At 67.1% G+C, this 17,626-nt stretch carries 19 protein-coding genes; 7 read left to right on the forward strand and 12 right to left on the reverse strand.

Features of this window, described 5'->3' with window-relative positions:
• Window positions 1-3: 3 nt before the first annotated feature.
• Entirely contained in the window at window positions 4-639 is a 636-nt protein-coding gene (locus tag FOC84_RS19580) for a nitrogen fixation protein NifQ (RefSeq protein ID WP_173145894.1), read from the reverse strand.
• Window positions 640-807: 168 nt separating this feature from the next.
• Between FOC84_RS19580 and FOC84_RS19585 the strand changes: the two genes are divergently transcribed.
• The gene (locus FOC84_RS19585) at window positions 808-3,324 is read left to right on the forward strand and encodes an ankyrin repeat domain-containing protein (protein WP_173145895.1); all 2,517 of its coding nucleotides are present in this window, start codon (window positions 808-810) and stop codon (window positions 3,322-3,324) included.
• An 81-nt stretch (window positions 3,325-3,405) separates the two neighbouring features.
• Here the strand turns inward: FOC84_RS19585 and cyoD are convergent, their stop codons facing one another.
• The 10 genes from cyoD to FOC84_RS19635 all read right to left on the reverse strand — a co-directional run bounded on the left by cyoD (window position 3,406) and on the right by FOC84_RS19635 (window position 11,757).
• On the reverse strand, window positions 3,406-3,756 hold the full coding sequence (gene cyoD, locus FOC84_RS19590) for a cytochrome o ubiquinol oxidase subunit IV (RefSeq protein WP_173145896.1): 351 nt from the start codon (window positions 3,754-3,756) through the stop codon (window positions 3,406-3,408).
• Window positions 3,756-4,370 (reverse strand): cytochrome o ubiquinol oxidase subunit III, encoded by a 615-nt coding sequence (gene cyoC, locus FOC84_RS19595; RefSeq protein WP_173145897.1) that lies wholly within the window; start codon window positions 4,368-4,370, stop codon window positions 3,756-3,758. Before cyoC ends, cyoD begins: the two co-directional genes overlap by 1 nt.
• A 3-nt stretch (window positions 4,371-4,373) precedes the next feature.
• Complete coding sequence (gene cyoB, locus FOC84_RS19600; RefSeq protein WP_173145898.1) at window positions 4,374-6,350, reverse strand: cytochrome o ubiquinol oxidase subunit I; 1,977 nt, start codon at window positions 6,348-6,350, stop codon at window positions 4,374-4,376.
• 2 nt (window positions 6,351-6,352) lie between these two features.
• Window positions 6,353-7,261 (reverse strand): ubiquinol oxidase subunit II, encoded by a 909-nt coding sequence (gene cyoA, locus FOC84_RS19605; RefSeq protein WP_173145899.1) that lies wholly within the window; start codon window positions 7,259-7,261, stop codon window positions 6,353-6,355.
• 258 nt (window positions 7,262-7,519) lie between these two features.
• The gene (locus FOC84_RS19610; RefSeq protein ID WP_042794894.1) at window positions 7,520-8,071 is read right to left on the reverse strand and encodes a response regulator transcription factor; all 552 of its coding nucleotides are present in this window, start codon (window positions 8,069-8,071) and stop codon (window positions 7,520-7,522) included.
• Window positions 8,072-8,076: 5 nt separating this feature from the next.
• Window positions 8,077-9,279 (reverse strand): HAMP domain-containing histidine kinase, encoded by a 1,203-nt coding sequence (locus FOC84_RS19615; protein ID WP_173145900.1) that lies wholly within the window; start codon window positions 9,277-9,279, stop codon window positions 8,077-8,079.
• Window positions 9,280-9,515: 236 nt separating this feature from the next.
• On the reverse strand, window positions 9,516-9,875 hold the full coding sequence (locus FOC84_RS19620) for a DUF4148 domain-containing protein (RefSeq protein ID WP_173145901.1): 360 nt from the start codon (window positions 9,873-9,875) through the stop codon (window positions 9,516-9,518).
• A 251-nt stretch (window positions 9,876-10,126) separates the two neighbouring features.
• Window positions 10,127-10,615 (reverse strand): copper chaperone PCu(A)C, encoded by a 489-nt coding sequence (locus tag FOC84_RS19625; RefSeq protein ID WP_173145902.1) that lies wholly within the window; start codon window positions 10,613-10,615, stop codon window positions 10,127-10,129.
• A 31-nt stretch (window positions 10,616-10,646) separates the two neighbouring features.
• Window positions 10,647-11,270, reverse strand: a complete 624-nt coding sequence (locus FOC84_RS19630) for an SCO family protein (RefSeq protein ID WP_173145903.1) — start codon at window positions 11,268-11,270, stop codon at window positions 10,647-10,649.
• A gap of 61 nt (window positions 11,271-11,331) precedes the next feature.
• A complete protein-coding gene (locus tag FOC84_RS19635; RefSeq protein WP_173145904.1) occupies window positions 11,332-11,757 on the reverse strand; it encodes a DUF2946 family protein in 426 nt (141 codons plus the stop codon).
• A 207-nt stretch (window positions 11,758-11,964) separates the two neighbouring features.
• Here FOC84_RS19635 and FOC84_RS19640 point away from each other — a divergent pair, with 207 nt between their 5' ends.
• Window positions 11,965-12,648, forward strand: coding sequence for a peptidoglycan DD-metalloendopeptidase family protein (locus FOC84_RS19640; protein WP_173150276.1), 684 nt, complete (start codon window positions 11,965-11,967; stop codon window positions 12,646-12,648).
• Window positions 12,649-12,651: 3 nt separating this feature from the next.
• On the opposite strand, the gene FOC84_RS19645 is transcribed toward FOC84_RS19640, so the two are convergent.
• On the reverse strand, window positions 12,652-13,347 hold the full coding sequence (locus tag FOC84_RS19645) for a Crp/Fnr family transcriptional regulator (protein ID WP_173145905.1): 696 nt from the start codon (window positions 13,345-13,347) through the stop codon (window positions 12,652-12,654).
• A 112-nt stretch (window positions 13,348-13,459) separates the two neighbouring features.
• Here FOC84_RS19645 and FOC84_RS19650 point away from each other — a divergent pair, with 112 nt between their 5' ends.
• From FOC84_RS19650 to FOC84_RS19670, 5 genes are read left to right on the forward strand one after another with little or no spacing between them, the layout of a single operon-like run.
• The gene (locus FOC84_RS19650) at window positions 13,460-14,530 is read left to right on the forward strand and encodes an ABC transporter substrate-binding protein (protein WP_173145906.1); all 1,071 of its coding nucleotides are present in this window, start codon (window positions 13,460-13,462) and stop codon (window positions 14,528-14,530) included.
• Window positions 14,514-15,599 carry a FecCD family ABC transporter permease gene (locus FOC84_RS19655; protein ID WP_254241712.1) on the forward strand — a complete coding sequence of 362 codons (1,086 nt, stop codon included), beginning with the start codon at window positions 14,514-14,516 and terminating at the stop codon, window positions 15,597-15,599. Before FOC84_RS19650 ends, FOC84_RS19655 begins: the two co-directional genes overlap by 17 nt.
• A complete protein-coding gene (locus tag FOC84_RS19660; RefSeq protein ID WP_173145907.1) occupies window positions 15,592-16,329 on the forward strand; it encodes an ABC transporter ATP-binding protein in 738 nt (245 codons plus the stop codon). Before FOC84_RS19655 ends, FOC84_RS19660 begins: the two co-directional genes overlap by 8 nt.
• Window positions 16,330-16,332: 3 nt before the next feature.
• Window positions 16,333-16,938, forward strand: a complete 606-nt coding sequence (locus FOC84_RS19665) for a hypothetical protein (protein ID WP_173145908.1) — start codon at window positions 16,333-16,335, stop codon at window positions 16,936-16,938.
• Complete coding sequence (locus FOC84_RS19670) at window positions 16,935-17,585, forward strand: hypothetical protein (RefSeq protein ID WP_173145909.1); 651 nt, start codon at window positions 16,935-16,937, stop codon at window positions 17,583-17,585. The genes FOC84_RS19665 and FOC84_RS19670 overlap by 4 nt, the downstream gene beginning before the upstream one ends.
• The last annotated feature ends 41 nt before the right edge of the window (window positions 17,586-17,626 follow it).

The raw sequence follows: 17,626 nt of genomic DNA on the forward strand, positions 1-17,626 counted from the left end.
GGCTCAGTCCGGCATTTCCGGATAGCAGAAGCCATGGTCCTCGCAGGCCGGACAGCCCGGCGCGGCGGCGGGCGGCAGGCCCGCCTGCTTACAGGCGGAATAGGCCAGGAATTGCTTCCACCGTAGATTGCGCACGTTGCGCACCACCAGCCCCGGGTAGTGGCGCGCCAGCAGAAAAGTCACGTCCTCGCGGCCGGACAGGCCCAGGTCCCGCCACAGGTGGTCGGGCCGCAAACAGGCGTGCGTCAGCACGCTGGTGACCCAGGCTGTGGTGCCCGCGCCGCCGGGCGCAGCCCAGGTGTCCAGCAGGGCGCGCAGCAAGCGCGTGAACTCCGCCTGGGCCGCATCCATGCCGCGGGCCGGGTAGATGGCGGCCTGCGCGCGCAAGGTAGCCAGCGCTGGGTCGTGGCCGGTCAGCGCGCCGGGGAAGAGGCGGGCGATCAGGCTTTCCAGTTCCCGGGGCGACAGGCCGCTGCGCCCCAGGCCGCCGCAGGCCAGGCTCTTGCCGATGACGGTGGCGAAGAAACCCGCGTCGGGATGTCCGGGCGGCGCATGGCGCAGCAGCGCGCCGGCGAACCGCAGGATGGGTTCGGCGTTGTCAGCCGGGGCTGCTGCTGGGGCGATCGAAACGGCATGCATGGCTTGGGAGCGTGGACGCAGAATAATTAAACTGTTAATGAAAGCGTTATATCGTTGAATATATAACGAAAGTTGTCCGCCGTCTTTGCCCTACGGCATAAGCGGCGCGGCTTGTGTGGGAAGGCGCGTATCATCGGCGCCTTCCTATCCGTCCCCCGAAGCTTCCGCATGCCGCGTTCCGCCCGTCCTGCTGTTTCCCGCCTGTTCGGCGCCGTCGCGCTGGCGCTGGCCGGCCTGGCCGCCACGCCCCGGCCGGCACTGGCCTCCGACATCGGCGCCGTCATCGAGTCCGCCCGCCTGTCGCGCTATCCGCTGCAGGACCCCGAGAGGCGCGTGTGGGGCACCGAGAACGTCAAGGACGCGGTGCTGGTGGGCCAGGTGGAGAACCGGCTGTACCTGTACCGCTACCTGCGCCAGACGGGCAAGGAATTCAAGCTGGAATTCCGTTCCGGTCCGCTGGCGGTGGACCCGGGCTCCTGGAACGCGTCGCGCGAAGAACGGATAAGCGTCCGGACGCCGCGCAACGAGGAAACGCATTACTGGGTGGGTTATTCGTACAACGACGCGGGCGACGCGCGCGCCGCCGGCTTTCTGGTGGACGGGGCGGGCGTGGCCTACGAGGTGACTGCGGACGGCGCGCTTGCGGTCGTGACCGGCAGCCAGCCCTGGGATGAGGCGGGCAAGGCCGCGATCCTGGCCGCGTTGAGGCCGGCGCTGCTGGACTATCCCAACCGCTTGAAGGCGTTCCCCGCGCAAGTGCGTTTCGAGCTGCGCGCGCCGGTGGACGCGCGGGCCGGGTTTCTTGCCCTGCATCAGGCGGCGCGCGCCATCCCGCGCGCCAAAGCCGCCGAGTTCGCCAGCGCCCTGGCGGCGTTGCGTCGCTTCGTCATGCTGCAGGACTATCGTCAGATCGACCCCGCGGGCAAGGATGCCGCAGTGCTGACCGCTTTGAACGACTATGGCTTCTGGCTGGCCGAGTCGGGCGATATGCAGGAAGCCGACCGCATCCTCGGCGAGGTGCTGCGGCGCGATCCGGCGCGCACGGCGGCCTATCTGAACCGCGCCGACGCGCGCTGGAAGCAGGCGGGAAGGGCAGGCGACAAGCGCGGCTATTTCGAGGCGCTGGCGCGCGAGGACTACCGCTTGTATTGTTCGCGTCGGCTGGCCGCGCAGGAGCCCATTCCGGGCAATATCGCCAACCGTATCGGGGCGGCGCTGGGCGTCGCGGCCCTGGACGAGGCCGCCTGCCGGCCGCGCCTGGCCATCTTCCAGGCGATCCAGGCCGGCGATGCGGCCGCGGTACAGGCCGAACTGGCGCGCGGGCAAGACCCCAATGGCGTCAACGAGAACGGCACGCCGGCGCTGGCCGCGGCGGTAGCGCGCAAGCAGCTGGAGATCGTGCGCATCCTGCTGGCGGCGGGCGCCAGGGCCGATGGGTCCAACAATGGCTACCCGCTATTGGCCAGCGCGCTGCCCGACGGCCGGGACACGCGCCCGGCCGCCGAGCGCTATGCACTGGCCGATACCTTGATCGCCGCGGGCGCGCCCGTCGATGCCGTGGACAGCGGCGGCACGCCGCTGTTGATGCGGCGCATTTCCTACTACAGCGGCGACAAGGACAACCTGCTCTATCTGCTGGACAAGGGCGCCAACCCGAACGCCCGCGAGAAAAACGGGCGCTCGCTGCTGCACGCCGCCATGCAAAGCCCGAAGAACTTCTGGTACGCCGAAAAGCTGCTGGCCAAGGGCGCGGACATCAACGCCGCCTACGTCCGCATGGTTTACGGCAACCGCGCCATGTGGGAAACGCCACTGCTGGAAGCCCTGCGCGAATCCCTCCGCGGCGAGCTGGCGCCTGGCGTGGCCTATCCCATCCCCGAGCGGGTCAGCTTCGCGCTGGCGCATGGCGCGGACCCGGCCGTGGGCGGCTATGGCGCGGGCAAGGCGCTGGAGCGCAACGGCTTGAATGAAGCGCTGGGCCTGGCGGCGCGCTATATGCAGCCGGCGCTGGTGGACCAGTTGGCGCAGGCCGCCGGCAAGCCGCAAGCGCCGCTGACGCCGGAACCGCTGTCCAGTCTGCTGGGCGTGTGGAACCAGGTCGAGATCCGCGCGGAGGTCAAGCAGAACGGCCCGCAATGGGACGGGCTGCGTACCCGGCTGCGCGCCACCGCCGCGCGCCTGCTGGCGGCTGGCGTGCCGTTGGCGGTGGCGTCCGACGCGACCGGCGTGCTGGCCAACCGCATTGCTCCGCTGAGCCTGCCCTGGCTGCCGGACGACCTGTATCTGGAATGGCTGCAGGCGGGCGCCGATGCGTCGGATCGCACCGATCAAAGCATCCGCATCGAAGGCGTGACGGACGCCGACGCCTTGCCGCTGGTCATCATGCTGAGGTTGGGCCAGGAGGCCAAGGTGAAGATGTTGCTGGAGCACGATGCCGGCCTGTACCGCACGCCGTGGCGCTGCGGCGCGGCGGTGGCGGACATGCTGGCCTGGCAATCGAGCCAGGACGGCAGCCCGCAGGGACCGGCCGGCGCGCGCGCCGTGAGGCAGGTGCTGGACGGCGCCGAGGCGGCGTCCGCCTGTGACCTGAACCAGCGTTCTCGGGTGCAGCCTTTCGTGGGTGTCAGCGCGAACGAACTGGCGCGGCGCGCCAATGTGCCGCTGAACGTGCGGCCGGCGCGTTAAGGCTGGCGCGATCGCAGGATCACCGGAAAAAAAACAGGCGCCCGAAGGCGCCTGCTTTTTTGCTTCAACGGCGAGCCGTCATTACATGGCGTGACCCATGTTGACGTTCATGTTGTACAGCACCCATGCCGAACCGCCGACGATGATGGAGATGATCATCAAGGTGAAGACGAACGTGGCCAGGTTGTCGCGGGCCGACTTCGATGCGCCCATGTGCAGGAAGTACACCAGTTGCACCAGCAACTGGAGCACGCACAGCGCCACCACGCCGGCGATGGTGATGGCGTGGGACAGCCCGCCGTTCATCACCAGGCCGAAGGAGCCGAAGGTGAGAAGCAGCGAGAGTACGAAACCGATGATGTAGGACTTCAGGCTGCCGTGGTCGGCGGCGTGGTCGTCGTGGCCGTGTGCGGCCGCAGCGGAGTGCGACATCAGAGGGCTCCCATGAGATAGACGAAGGTGAAGACGCAGATCCAGACGATGTCCAGGAAGTGCCAGAACAGGCTCAGGCACGCCAGACGGCGCTTGTTGATCGAGTCCAGGCCATGGCGGCGGATCATGTCCAGCAGGACGATGATCCAGATCAGGCCGAAGGTGACGTGCAGGCCGTGGGTGCCGATCAGCGTGAAGAACGCCGACAGGTAAGCGCTGCGGCCGGGGTCGGCGCCGATCGAGATCAGGTGATGGAATTCATAGACTTCCATCGCGATGAAGCCCGCGCCGAACAGGAACGTCACCATCAACCAGCCCATGGCGCGGCTCTTGTTGTTGGCGTGCACGTTCAGGTTGGCCATGCCGAAGGTGAAGCTGGAGAACAACAGCAACAGCGTTTCGACCAGCACGAACTTCAGATCGAAAAGTTCCTTGCCGGTGGGGCCGCCCGCGGTGGCGTTGGACAACACCGCGAACGTGGCGAACAGTACCGAGAAGATCAGCAAGTCGCTCATCAGATAGACCCAGAAACCGAAAACGGTCTTGGATCCATCGTCATGATGCGCGTGATCGTCGTGACCCGCGTGGGGGTGAGTGGCTACGGCTTGAATCATGGCTCAGGCGGCCTTCTGCATTTTGTCAAAGTGAGCGTTTTCGATGCGTTCGACTTCCGCGGCCGGGACCCAGTAGTCGACGTCGCGGTCATAGGCGCGGACGATGAACGAACCGACCATGCCGACGAAACCAACGATGGACAGCCACCAGATGTGCCAGATCAGCGCGAAGCACATGACCAGGCCAAAGGCGCCGATGACCACGCCCATGGCGGTGTTGCGCGGCATGTGGATGTCTTCGTACTTGGCCGGGCGCTTGTAGGCCTTGCCGTTCTGCTTGTCTTCCCAGAACTGGTCCAGCGAGTCAACCTGCGGCACGTGGGCGAAGTTGTAGAAAGGAGCGGGCGAAGAGATGGCCCATTCCAGCGTGCGGCCATCCCAGGGGTCGCCGGTGACGTCCTGGTTCTGTTTGCGCTGGCGGATCGAGACGAACACTTGCTGCAGCAGGAACCAGATGCCCAGCATGATCAGCGCGGCGCCGGCCAGCGCGACCAGCAGGTAGGGCTGCCATTCGGGGTTGTCGTAGTGGTTCAGGCGGCGCGTCATGCCCTTGAAGCCCAGGATGTACAGGGGCATGAAGGCCATGAAGAAACCGACGAACCAGCAGTAGAACGAATAGCGGCCCAGGCGCTCGTTCAGCGTGAAGCCGAAAGCCTTGGGGAACCAGTAGGTCATGCCGGCGATGCAGCCGAACACCACGCCACCGATGATGGTGTTGTGGAAGTGGGCGATCAGGAACAGGCTGTTGTGCAGCACGAACGACACGCCGGGGATGGCCAGCATCACGCCGGTCATGCCGCCGATGACGAACACGATCATGAAGCCCAGCGTCCACAGCACCGGCGTGGTGATGCGCAGGCGGCCGCGGTAGATGGTGAACAGCCAGTTGAAGATCTTCGCGCCCGTCGGGATCGAGATGATCATTGTCGCTATGCCGAAGAAGGCATTGACGTTGGCTCCCGCGCCCATGGTGAAGAAGTGGTGCAGCCAGACCAGGAACGACAGCACGCCGATGGCGGCCGTGGCGTAGACCATGGACTTGTAGCCGAACAGGGTCTTGCGGGCGAAGGTGGCGACGATTTCCGAGTACACGCCGAACGCCGGAAGCACCAGGATGTAGACCTCGGGGTGGCCCCAGATCCAGATCAAGTTCACGTACATCATGACGTTGCCGCCCATGTCGTTCGTGAAGAAGTGCGTGCCCAGGTAGCGGTCCATCGTCAGCAGCGCGAGCGTTGCGGCCAGCACGGGGAAGGCGGCGACGATCAGGACGTTGGTGACCAGCGAGGTCCAGGTGAAGATCGGCATCTTCATCAGGCTCATGCCCGGCGCGCGCATGCGCAGGATAGTCACGATGAAGTTGATGCCGCTAAGCGTGGTGCCCAGCCCGGATATCTGCAGCGCCCAGATGTAGTAATCCACCCCCACGCTCGGACTGTAGTCCAGCCCGGACAGCGGCGGATAGGCGAGCCAGCCGGTCGCGGCGAATTCGCCCACGAACAGCGAGATCATCATCAGCGCGACGCCGGCGCCGAACAGCCAGAAGCTCAGCGAGTTCAGGAACGGGTAGGCCACGTCGCGGGCGCCGATCTGCAGCGGCACCACGATGTTCATCAGCCCGGTGATGAAGGGCATCGCCATGAAGAAAATCATGATGACGCCGTGGGCGGTGAAGATCTGGTCGTAGTGGTGCGGCGGCAGGAAGCCGGCCGAGTCGGCGGACGCGACCGCCAGCTGGGTGCGCATCATGATGGCGTCGGCGAAGCCGCGCAGCAGCATGATCAAGGCGACGATGATGTACATCACGCCGATACGCTTGTGGTCGACCGAGGTCAGCCACTCCGTCCAGAGATACTTCCACTTCTGGAAGTAGGTGATGGCGCCGAAGACCGCTAGGCCTCCCAGGCACACGGCGGCCAGCGTAACCATGACGATGGGTTCATGGTACGGAATGGCCTCGAGGGTGAGTTTCCCGAGCATTGTTAGTTAATTCCTGCGATCAGATTGTTCGACGTGGGGGTGCACGTGGCGGAGTCCACGCCGGCCATCTTGGTCATGGTGCTGCCAAGGATGAAATCAAACATGGCGGGGGGCGCCGAGGAGTACTTGACGACCGGGTTGCGCTCGCTGCGCTTGCTCAGCTCCGCATAGACCTCGGGGGTCAGCGCGGTCGGGGCAGCGCGGGCTTCCTTGACCCAGTTGTCGAACCCTTCCTGAGACATCGCGATGGCCTTGAAGCGCATGCCGGAGAAGCCGGCGCCGCTGTAGTTGGCCGAGATGCCTGCGTAGGTGCCGGCTTCGCGCGCGTTCAGGTGCAGCTTGGTCTCCATGCCGGCCATCGAGTAGATCTGGCTACCCAGCTGGGGGATGAAGAACGAGTTCATGACCGTGGCCGAGGTGATCCGGAAATTGACCGGAACATCGACCGGGAAGGCGATCTCGTTGACCGTGGCGATGTCGTACTCGGGGTAGATGAACAGCCACTTCCAATCCAGCGAAACCACCTCGATGGTCACCGGCTTGTGTTCGGACACGAGCGGCTTGTAGGGATCCAGCGCATGCGTCGAGCGCCAGGTGATCACGGCCAGGATGGCCACGATGATACAAGGGACGGTCCAGACCACGACTTCGATCGCCGTGGAGTGGGCCCACTTGGGCTGGTAGTCAGCTTTGGTGTTGGATGCGCGGTATTTCCAGGCAAAAGCCAGGATCATGACGATGACCGGAATCACGACGATGAGCATCAGCCCGGTCGTCGTGAACAGCAAAGTCCGTTCCTGGATGCCGATATCTCCCTTGGGGGAGAGGATTTCCATGTTGCAGCCGCCAAGCAGCATGACCGCGCCGACGCTGAGAATGCGCGTAAGGGTCGCAAGGAGGGGGTGTTTCACGTACAGCCTTGGATGGAAGGTGAGAAATGCTGCATAGCAGCAGACTGGAATGCTGCTAGGCAGCAACGTCCATCCTATCGGCTTGATATGGGTCAAGCATGCGACGAATGGTCGCATTGCCTGGGAGGATTCCGCCCCAAGGGGAACAGATTCAGGGTTTTCCTAGGGGAGCAGGGGCCTGCTACCAGGTACCGGGGTGCGACGATATGTCGCACTCGCACATCTGGGGCATGCGACGTTTTGTCGCATCCGCACAAATCAGTCGATGAGCACTTCGCGTTCCGGCCCCGGTTTTTTGGCCAGTTTGCGCTGAAGGGAGCGCCGATGCATGCCCAACAGGCGCGCCGCCGCCGAGACGTTGCCGCCGGTTTCGTGCAGAGCCTGGTGGATATGTTCCCACTCCAGACGGTGCAACGGCGTCATGGTGGTTTCGATCGTCACGTTTTCCGGCTTCACCAGGCCCAGCGTGCGCAGGATCATGGGCGCCGTGGCGGGCTTGGGCAGGTAGTCGTCGGCGCCGCGCTTGATGGCCTCGACGGCGGTGGCCACGCTGGCGTAGCCGGTGACCAGCAGGATCCGCATGTCGGCGCGCAGGGCGCGCAGCGGGCGGATCAGGGTCAGGCCGGAATCTTCGCCCAGGCGCAGGTCCACCAGGGCGAAGGCGGGACGGATTTCCTCGGCCACGCGCAGCGCTTCGGCGATGCCGGTGGCGGTACGGGTTTCCAGGCCGCGGCGCGACAGGCTGCGCTGCAGGGTGCGCACATAGAGTTCGTCGTCGTCGATCAGCAGGCCAAGATCGGTTGGGTTCATTGCACTCAAGTCCCGGTACTCCCTAACGGGAGGTAAAAGCGGATACGCGTGCCGCCTTCCTCGGCGGCGGTCATGGTCATTTCGCCGCCCATCTGTTCCACCGTGGCGTGCGACAGCGCCAGGCCCACGCCCAGCCCTCCCGGCTTGCCGCTGTTGAACAGGCTGGTTGCCGGCAGCAGGGTCTGGTCGGGATCGAAGCCCCGCCCGTAGTCCCTGACTTCGCCGCGCAGGGCGCCATAACCGTATTCCAGATGCAGGTCCACGCGGGGCGCGTCGGCGGCTTCGCCGGCGTCCGCCGCATTGTTCAGCAGCGCCTGCAGCAGGTGGGCGATGGCCGGATCCACCCGCAGGCTGCCGGGCAGGGCGCCCGAGCGCTGCAGATCGATGGTCGGCCGGATCAAACGCCATTGCCCCACCACGCGGACCAGGTCCACCGCGGTTGGGACCGCCAGGTTGCGGATACGTTCCCGGCATAGGGCCAGCAATTGGCTGAGGGTGGAGACGTCGGCGCGCAGGTCCTCGTCCTTGACCTCGGCGGCGATCTCGTCGGTCAGCAGGGTCATGGTCGCCAGCGGGGTATTCAGTTCGTGCGCCATGGCCGCGGCGTGGGTGGCCAGGGCGACGATGCCTTCGTTGCGGGTGAAGCGTTCGCGCAGCCGCGCCAGTTCGCGCTCGCGGTCGCGCAGGTCCGAGGCCAGGCGTGTCGAAAACACCAGCACCACCACCACCGAAATCAGGAAGTTGGCGCCCATGCCCCAGAGCAGCAGGGTATGGGTGTCGACCTCGCCGCGCAGGGGCTGGCCGAAGATCGCGGCCGCCGCGTAGCCCGAGATGCCCGCCACCGCCGCGGCCAGCGCCCAGTTGCGCGGCAGCGCCAGGGCCGCCAGCGCGGTCAGGATCAGGAACATCATGCCGAACGGATTGCTGATGCCGCCGCTCCAGCCCACCATCCAGGCCAGCACCGCCATGTCCACGAACAGATGGCCGAAGGCCGTGGCGTGGGACAGGTCGCGGCGGTGGCGCAGGCGCAGGCTGGCGTAGACGTTGAAGCCGATCAGCGCGCCGACGCCGATCCACAGCGGCTCCAGCGGCAGGGCCAGGCCCAGGACGCTGCTGGCCAGCAGGATGGTGGCGGCCTGGCCCGCGATGGCGAGCCAGCGCAGGCTGCAGAGGGTACGCAGGAATGAAAAGGCGGAACTACCGGGCATATCCAGACACAGAGGTGCCGGCAGGCTGCCGGCGGGTACGCGCGCCCGGCTGCGCGGAACGCTGGCATCCGGGGCGCGGCGCAGGGGGGCCGGCTGCCGCCGCGCCCTCAGGCAGGCCGGCGGTGGATGTGCTGGCATTGTATGGTGAATCAGGCGCCGCCGCCGGTCAGCTGGCGATTTATGCGTCCCCAATATACGCGAATGGCGCCTGGGCCTGCCGTCACCCCGCCTCTGCATCAATGGATATCGGAGGTGCCGCTGTGCGCCATCACGGGCGGCGGATAGTCTTCTTCGTCGGACGCCATCTGGCCTTGGATCTGCGCTTGCCGCAGCTCCTGGTCAACCTGGGCGCGGGTTTCAGATTGGTGCGACATGACCGGGGGAGGATAGTCTTCCTCGCCGAACGTGTATTGGCCATTGGTCTTGGCCTGGGCCAGTTCGGCGCTGACCTGATCCGCCGTCTTGGCGGCGGGGGCGGCGTAGGTCACGCGCCAGTCGCCGTAGAGGTCGTGGGTGTACTGCGTGGTCTGGGCCTGGACGGCCCCGGCGGCGGCCAAGCCGGCGCATAGCAATAAGGTCCTGCTGAGGGTCTTCATGAAACGCTCCTGGCAATCAAAGCTTGCGGCCGTGGCCGGCCGCACCTGCGTCCGCAATGCTGTCCGCGGACGATTCCTGGATGCGGGAAAGCCTGGCCGGGCGCGCCGCGATGGCGCGCGCCGGACCTTTTCCCATTCGACCCGGCGCGCGGCGCGGCGTTGCACGCCGGACGGCCTTGTTGCAAGGAAGCTGTTTCAGCCGTGCAGCACAGCTGTCAGGCCCCTTTCATGGGGACGCTGCGGGCCGCGCGTCAATGGCCGTGGCCGGCGGCGGGGGCGGCGGCCGCGTTCAGCGGACGCGCCACCGCGTCGACCGGCACGCGCCGCTGGCGCTTGTCGGCGTCCTCGACGACGAGCGTCAGGGCGACGTGGTCGCCCGGCGAGATCTGGCCGGCCAGGTCGATCAGCATCACGTGGTAGCCGCCGGGCTTGAGTTCCACGGCCTGGCCCGCGGGCAGGGCGATGCCCGCCACTTGGCGCATCTTCATGACGTTGTCCTGCATCGCCATTTCGTGGATTTCCACGTGCTTGGCGGCCTGCGATTCCACGCCGACCAGACGGCCGGTGGCGGCGGACGTCAGGCGCATGAAGACGCCGGTGGCGTGCTGGCTGGGCACGGTGGAGCGCACCCAGGCGTCGTCGACCTTCAGGGCGGCATCCTGGGCGAACGCGGCGGAGTGGGCGCTGGCCAGGGCGCAGAAGGCGAAGGCGGCCAGGGATTTGATCGCGGATTTTTTCATGATGGTTGCCTCTATCTATATATGGTTCGGGTCAGAGCACGGTGCGCAGGTCGTCCACGCACTCCTGAGCGCTCTGTTGATGGCGCAGGGCGATGCGCAGCTTGCCGCTGGCGTCGATGACGTAGGTCAGCGCGGTATGGTCCATGGTGTAGGACGAACCGGTAGCGACCTTCTGGTAGAAGACCTTGAACGACTGCGCGGCGGCGCGCGTCTGCTCGGCATCGCCGCGCAGGCCGACGAAATCCGGATCGAAGGCCTGGGTGTAGGCGCGCAGGATCTCCGGCGTGTCGCGTTCGGGGTCGACGGTGATGAAGAGGACGCGCAGCTTCTTGGCGTCCGCGCCCAGCAGGCCCTTGATCTCGATCGCGCGGGTCAGCGCCGTGGGGCAGATGTCGGGGCATTGCGTGAAGCCGAAGAACAGCATGACCGGCTGGCCGGCGTAGTCGGCGAGCTTGCGTTCGCGGCCTTCGGTGTCCTGCAGCTGGAAGTCGCCGGACGGCATGCCGGACAGATCCATGCCGTGCAGTTTGGGCGCATCGGGGCCGCAGCCCGCCAGGGCCAGCAGGGCGAAAGAGGACAGCAGCAGGCGGCGCCGCGGATCGGGCGCGTGGGAGCGCGCCGCGTCGGCGGGCGCGCGCAGAAGAGGGGAATGCATGAAAACCTCGTCGGTTGACGGTTCGTCCAGGGGCGCGGCGGGGCCGCGCGTTCAGGCGGAGTCAGGCGAGGAATGGTGGGGCGCGGGAACCCAGCGGCGGCCCCTGGGCGCTAGGGGCGGGCGGGGCGTCGCTTGCGGGCGCCGGCAGCGCGTGCCGGCCGACGGCCAGCAGCAAGGGAGTGAGCGCGGGAGCAGGGGCGGGGGCCACGTGCGCCAGCAAGCCGAAGGGGCAGAGCGCCCCGGCGTCGGCCGTGTCGTGCCCGGCCTTGCCTTGGTCGCCGGGCGCTAGCGCCAGCGTCAGCGCCTTGACGTCGCCGGCGGCCGAGCAGAACGTAACTTCGAGCCGGCCGTCGTGCAGCGCCCGGGCGTCGGGCATGTAGCCCGCCGGCACCAGCGCGCGCAGCGCCAGGGCCAGGAGCGCCAGCCACAGCACGCCCCGCGCGCGCGCGGCGCAGCCTAGGTGCTGGAGGCGGGTGAGGCGGGACATGGCGGCATTCTATCCTGCGCCACGGGCGCCAAGCATCTGACGGCGGCGCCCATGGCACGGCAAAATCTTGGTACCCTTGAACGCACTCAAATCCCGACATCCCACTCAGTGCCCCAGGTTTCAGTGCTTTCCTCGTCCGCCCCGACCCTGTCCGTTCCCGTCTTGCCCGCCACTGCCCGCCGGGCCTGGCCGTCCTTCCGCTTGTGGATGTGCGTGCTGGCGGTGGCGCTGCTGGCCCTGTTGTCCGCCTGCGGCACCACCAAGGTCCAGCCTGGCTACTACCGCGTGCAATCGGGCGACACGCTGACTCAGATCGCGCGCAAGCAGGGCACCAGCGTGAGCAATCTGGTGCGCTGGAACAATCTGCCGAATTCCAATGCCATCGAAGTCGGGCAATTGCTGCGGGTCGAGCCGCCGGCCGGGCAGGCCAGCACGTCCACCGCGCCCAGCAAGGCGCGCGGCAAGCCCGCGCCCTCGCCCAAGTCGTCGACCTCGACCGCCAAGCGCCGTACCGCCCCGCCGGGCGCAATCTCGCTGGTCTGGCCCGCCCAGGGCAAGGTCACGCGCGGCTACGACGGCTCGGGCTCCAACGGCATCGTCATCAGCAATTCCTCCGGCACGCCGGTGGTGGCCGCGGCGCAAGGCACGGTGGCCTATTCCGGCAGCGGCCTGCGCGGCTATGGCCATCTGGTGATCGTCAAGCACAACGCCAGTTTCCTGAGCATCTACGCCCACAACAGCAAACTGCTGGTCAAGGAAGGCCAACGCGTCAGCCAGGGCCAGAAGATCGCCGAAATGGGCAGTAGCGACAGCAAGCAGGTCGGGCTGTATTTCGAGCTGCGCTACGACGGCCAGGCAGTCGATCCTGCGGGGTCCCTGCCGTCGAAGTAGGCGCTAGATGTGCACCAGTTGCTTGAGCGAATCCAGCTTCAGGATGCATAGCTCGCCGCGCCGGTCCGATATGTAGCCCTGGCGCCGCCATTTTGCGAATATCCTGCTCAGCGTTTCGGCGCGCATGCCCAGCTTGACCGCGATCTGCGAATGGCTCAGCGGCAACACCACGGGCTGGGTGCCTTGCGGCTTGCCCGCGCGCAGGATGTATTCGGCCAGGCGCTCCTCGGCCGAACTCGACGTCAGCCAATCGATCTGGTCCGTGTGATGGCGGATCAGGTTGGCGCCATGCGCCATGACGCGGCAGGCGAAGCGCGCGTCGTTCAGGCAGAGCTGGCGGAATGCCGCGCCATTGAGCAGGCAGCCGTTGCCGTCGGTGCGCGCACGCACGCCGTGCAGGTGCCGCGGCGCGGCCTCGAACAGCGTGGACACGGATAGCCAGCCGCCCGGCCCGACATGGCCGAATACCTTGTCGCCGCCATCCGCCGTGTAGCGCAAGCCCTGCAGCGATCCCGCGCATACCAGCAGGCAGGAGGAAGCCGCCTGGCCCTCCGAAAAAATCGTGTCGCCCGCGTCGAACTCCAACCATCGGCTGCAGCCCGCCAGGGCGAGCAGGGCGGCATCGTCCACGCCATCGAACCAGGGATGCTGGCGCAGCGCCGCGATCAAGGGCGCGGATCGTGAATTGACAATAGTCATTTGGTCTGGGGGGTCGGGACTATAGAATTAATGCGATTGATTCTTATTTGTGATCGTACCACTGCGGAGGCCGTCATCAATGGCAGGCCTTTGCCAGGTAACCCGCTCCCACATGACCATCTCAGCGTACTTCCGCACCGCCTTGGCGGCAGGGGTTCTCTTGTCGTCCGCCGCGAGTGCGGCGTCCATCGTGTTCCAGGACATGCTGGGCAATCCCGTGAACCTGTCCGCGCCGGCCCAACGGGCAGTGACGCTGCCCATGCCGGCCGGATCGCTGCTCATCTCGCTGGACGGGGGCGCTGGGCGCCTGGCCGGCATGCATCCCAGCGCCTACGGGTTGATGAAGGACGGGCTGCTGGCGCGGATCTTTCCGGCCACGGCCAAGGTACGCACCGACATCACCCGGTCCGGTTTCGTGCCCAATGTGGAAACGCTGCTGCAGATCCAGCCCGACCTGGTGTGGCAGTGGGGGCATATGGGCGACGATCTGATCGCGCCCCTGCGCAATGCAGGCCTGCCGACCGCGGCGCTGGTGTACGGCACCGAAGACCGTACCCGCGAATGGATACGCCTGATGGGCCTGTCGCTGGGGCAGGAGGTTCGCGCGCAGTCCCAGTTGCGCTGGCGCGATCAGGTACGCGCGGACATCCGCGCCGTCACCGACGGCATCCCGGCCGCCAGGCGGCCGGGGGTGCTGTACCTGTCGCGTCATGCGCCGCAGCTGCGCGCGGCCGGCGGCAACTCCAGCTTCGAGGACGACATCACCCTGGCGGGCGGGCGCAACGTTTCGGCATCCATCGCCGGCGGCCAGGCCGTGAACATCGAGCAGATCATGGCCTGGGCGCCCGAGGTGATCCTGCTGAACAACTTTGAATCGGGGTTGACGCCCGAAACCCTGTATGGCGACCCGCTGTTTGCCGACATCCCCGCCGTGCGCGATCGCCGCGTCTACAAGGTGCCGATGGGCGGCTATCTGTGGGATCCCCCCAGCCAGGAATCGCCCTTGTACTGGCAGTGGCTGAGCATGCTGCTGCACCCGGACAGGTTCTCCTGGCCCTTGCGGGACAACATCGGGCGGGCCTACGGCGAACTCTATGGATATCAGCCCGCCGCCCGCGAGATCGACGCGGTGCTGCGTCTGAAAATGAACGAGGGGGCCGCGGGCTATGAACGCTTCCGTTGAAACGGCGCGCGCGCCGGCCGCGGGGACTTGCGCGCGTCCAGGGTTGTGGGCGTGGCCATGGCTGTTGATGGCGCTGGCGCTACCCGTGTCCGTGTTGGCGGCGCTGTGCGTCGGCCGCTACCCCCTGGCGTTGTCGCAGGTGTCCGGCGTGCTGGCCGGGCTTGCATTGCCGGACGGCCTGGCGAACTGGCTGCCGTCGGTCGGCGCCACGGAGCACCGCGTCGTCATGCAGGTGCGGCTGCCGCGCGTATTGTTGGCGGTGCTGGCCGGATCCAGCCTGGCGATGTGCGGCGCGGCGCTGCAAGGCGCGTTCCGCAATCCGCTGGTCGGTCCGCAGATCCTGGGCATTTCCTCGGGCGCGGCGTTTGGCGGTTGCGCGGCGATCCTGTTGTTCTCATCGCTGTGGGCAACGCTGGGCCTGGCGTTTGCCGGAGGCCTGCTGGCGGTGGCCGTGGTCTATCTGTTGGGCCGTTCCAACGGCCGCACGACCATCCTGATGCTGGTGCTGGCCGGCGTGGTGACCAGCGCCTTCTTTTCCGCGTTGATCTCGCTGACCACGTACTTCGCGGATCCGAACGATAGCCTGCCGGCCATCGTGTTCTGGCTGATGGGCAGCTTCGCCACCGCGACCTACGTCAAGCTGGCGGCCGCCGTGCCGCCCATCGTGGTTGGCATGGCGCTGCTATACGCGCTGCGTTTCCGCATCAACGTGCTGTCGTTGGGCGACGAGCAGGCCAGCGCCATGGGCATCGCGGTCGAGCCCTTGCGTTGGCTGCTGTTGGGCTGCGCCACGCTGGTGGTGTCGGCCAGCGTGGCCGTATCGGGCACGGTGGGCTGGGTGGGATTGGTGGTGCCGCACATCGCGCGCATGCTGGTCGGCCCGGACCACCGGGTGCTGCTGCCCGCCAGCGCCCTGATCGGCGGCACCTACATGGTGTGGGTCGATACCGTGGCCCGCAGCGCCACCAGCGCCGAGATTCCGCTGGGCGTGATTACCGCGCTTATCGGCGCGCCGCTGTTCGCATGGCTGTTGCGCCGCGCCCAGAGCCGGGGAGTGCAGCATGCTTGAACTTACGCAATTGTCCGTGCAGGCCGGCGGCCGGCGTCTGTTGAGCGACCTGTCGTTAAGTCTGTCCGCTGGCCAGATCCTGGCCGTGCTGGGGCCCAACGGGCGCGGCAAGACCACGCTGCTGCGCACGATACTGGGACTGAACCCTCCCGCCGCGGGCGCCGTGCGTCTGCAAGGCCACGCCGCCTATGTCCCGCAGCGCAGCGACACGCTTTACGCCTACGACGTGCTGACCATGGTCAGCATGGGCCGCGCGCGGCATCTGCGCTGGTACGCGGCGCCTGGCGCCCGTGACTGGAGCATCGCCCGCGACTGCTTGGGACAGGTCGGCCTGGCGCATCTGGCGGACCGCCCGTTCCACGCGTTGAGCGGCGGCGAGCAACAACTGGCCTGCATCGCGCGCGCCTTGGCCAGCGCCAGCCCCATCATCATCCTGGACGAGCCCGCGGCGGCCCTGGATCTGCGCAACCAGGACGTGGTCCTTTCGCTTTTGCGCCGGTTGGCGCGGGAACAGGGACTGGCGGTGATTTTCACCACGCACCAGCCGCAGCATGCGCAGCATATCGCCGACCAGACCCTGCTCATGCATGCCGGCGCTTGCGAAACCGGCCCCACCGCCAGCATGTGCGTGGACGAACGCCTGAGCCGCCTGTACGGCCTGCCGGTGCGCGTGGCCACGCTGCGCGGCGAATCCGGCGACATCCTGGGCGTGATCCCCGTCTTCCGTTGAATCATGAAAAACACGATTGCCTACCTGAACAACTGGAGCGGCGACGGACCCGCCGCGCTGACTGGCGGCCCCGCGCCGCGCAGCGCCTGCGTGCCGCTGTATCAACTGCATGAGCGCGATCTTTCCGGATTCCGCGCGTTGCTGGTCCCCGCGCACGCGGACCAGCGCTATCTGTTGCAGCAGGGCGCGCTGCTGGAAGCCTATCTCGAATCGGGCGGCACGATGGTTTTCAACGGCCATGTCGCCTATCCCTTCCTGCGCTGGCTCGCGCCGTTCGTGCCGGGATCCGGCGCAGGCATCGCCGGCCTGCGGGTGCATCGCGCCGCGCCCCATCCGCTCTTTGACGGCGTGGACCCTGAGCACCTGACGTTCCGCCGCGGCGTGGCGGGCTTTTATGCGCGCGGCAGCAACCCCGCGCCGGCCGGCGCGCAGGTGCTCAACACGCTGGGACCTGATGCCCAGGCCATCGACTGGGTCCTGGCCCTGCCGGGTGGCGGGCGACTGTTGGTGCATTCCGGCAATGACCTGTGGATGTATGCCGGCAGCGCCGGCAGCGCTGGCCGCATCGTCCCGCAACTGTTCGCCTGGCTGCAGGGAGACGCGGCATGACCGCAGCACGCACCCCCGTGATCGCGGCGCTGGACGCCGGCACCTATTACCACCACCGCACCTTCCGCACGCCGGAGCTGATGCCGCATATCGACCGGACGATATACATCCGCGACCTGGGCGAAGCCGCGCTGCAGGGCTGCGATGCGCTGATCGTGTCCTGCCGCAGCAATCCGGATCTGCTGGCGCCGCACCGGGAACTCTGGCGCCGCTTCCTGGCTGCGGGCAAGACCCTGGTCGCCATGGGCGAAACGCATTCCGAACGCTGGCTGGACGGCGTGCGCTGGACTCCGTCAGAAGTGAACTTCTGGTGGTGGAAGGAGCCGGGCGCCGACTCGGGACTGCGTCTCGCGGCGCCCGAGCATCCCCTGTTCAGCTACCTGACGCTGGCCGACGCCACCTGGCATCAGCACGGCTCCTTCGAGCCGCCGCCGGGTGCGCTGTCCCTGATCGACAAGGCTGGCGCCGGATCGGTGCTGTACGAAGACAGGCGCAGCACGCCGGGCCGCCTGATCGTGACCTCGTTGGACCCGATGTATCACCACGGCAGCTATTTCATGCCGGCGTCCAGCCGTTTCCTGCGCGGATTCCTGCCTTGGCTGAGGGATTCCACGCCTGCCGTCGATCAGGACATGGCTCCCGCCTGACGCGGCAGGCTCTCCGCGCCGATTCCGATTTTGCCCCCCCC

This window comes from Achromobacter pestifer (genome assembly GCF_013267355.1).
Taxonomy (GTDB): domain Bacteria; phylum Pseudomonadota; class Gammaproteobacteria; order Burkholderiales; family Burkholderiaceae_B; genus Achromobacter; species Achromobacter pestifer_A.